The 1,306-nt window shown below is 54.8% G+C and carries 1 protein-coding gene and 1 other annotated feature; the gene reads left to right on the top strand.

Going from position 1 to position 1,306, the window contains the following annotated elements; translation table 11 throughout:
* Positions 1 to 50: 50 nt before the first annotated feature.
* Positions 51 to 1,267 (top strand): IS3 family transposase gene (locus K7H09_RS24290; RefSeq protein WP_230806374.1). Its coding sequence is split into 2 segments (ribosomal slippage): positions 51 to 336 and positions 336 to 1,267, totalling 1,218 coding nucleotides; the frame shifts between segments, so codons are not numbered across the junction.
* Positions 326 to 442: a sequence feature (AL1L pseudoknot), on the top strand. It overlaps the preceding gene by 117 nt.
* Positions 1,268 to 1,306 lie beyond the last annotated feature (39 nt).

The raw sequence follows: 1,306 nt of genomic DNA, 5'->3' as shown, positions 1-1,306 counted from the left end.
TGAACCGTACCGGGATTCCCGGAGGCTCCAAACCTTGAGAGGATGGAGTTATGAACTCACCAAAACGATATTCCCCAGAAGTCCGGGAGCGAGCTGTTCGATTAGTCCTTGAACAGCAAGGCGAATACCCGTCCAAGTGGGCGGCGATCTGCTCCATTGCCAGCAAGTTCGGCTGTACACCAGAGACTTTGAGAGCCTGGTGCAAACGCACAGAACTCACGCAGGAAAACAGCTCGGTTAACCTGTCTGAACATGAACGGCTCAAGCAGCTAGAGCGTGAAAACACCGAATTGAAGCGTGCCAATGAAATTCTCCGTAAGGCGGCTGCTTTTTTCGCCCAGGCGGAGCTCGACCGCAAACCCAATTGATGGTGTCATTTATCGACGAGCATCGTGCTCAGTTCGGGGTCGAGTCGATTTGTAGTCAACTGCCAATCGCCCCATCGACGTATTACCACCACAAGGCACTTGAAGCTGATCCTGAACGGCGGGCAGACCGGTATCGGCAGGATGCGTTTCTTACCGCTGAGATTCAGCGCGTGTGGGAAGAAAACTTCTGCGTCTACGGTGCCCGTAAGGTCTGGCGGCAACTCCGTCGTGAAGGCGTTAATGTTGCTCGTTGCACTGTAGAACGGCTCATGCGCCGCCTAGGAATTCGCGGCGTGGTGCGAGGCCAACGCCCCTTCACGACCATCAGTGATCCCGGCCAGAAACGGGCACCTGATTTAGTGAAACGTGACTTTACGGCCATGCGTCCTAATCAGCTTTGGGTGGCCGATTTTACCTATGTCGCTACCTGGTCTGGCTTCGTTTACGTTGCGTTCGTTATCGATGTTTATGCACGCTGTATCGTGGGTTGGCGTGTAGCGACGTCGATGAGAACGGCGCTGGTGCTGGACGCTCTGGAGCAAGCTCTGTGGGCACGAAAACACAGACAAGGGTTGATCCATCATAGTGATAGGGGAAGCCAATATCTCTCGATCCGCTACACCGAGCGTATGGCTGACGAGGGTATCAATGCCTCAGTCGGCACCACCGGCGACTCCTACGACAATGCGCTGGCTGAAACCATCATCGGCTTGTTCAAAACGGAGGTGATCCATCATCGTGGCCCATGGAGGGGACTGGATGCCGTTGAGTATGCCACGCTGGAGTGGGTTGACTGGTTCAACAACCGCCGACTGCTGGAACCCATCGGAAACGTTCCACCAGCAGAACGAGAAAGGACGTATTATCGTCAATTGGAGGAGTCGGGTGAAGCTGCCTGACTCAAACAAACCGGTCTCCGGAATAACCGGGGCGGTTCA

Origin of the sequence: Halomonas sp. IOP_14 (assembly GCF_021021315.1) — a bacterium.
GTDB lineage: Bacteria > Pseudomonadota > Gammaproteobacteria > Pseudomonadales > Halomonadaceae > Vreelandella > Vreelandella titanicae.
This window is presented reverse-complemented; position numbering and strand designations above follow the sequence as displayed.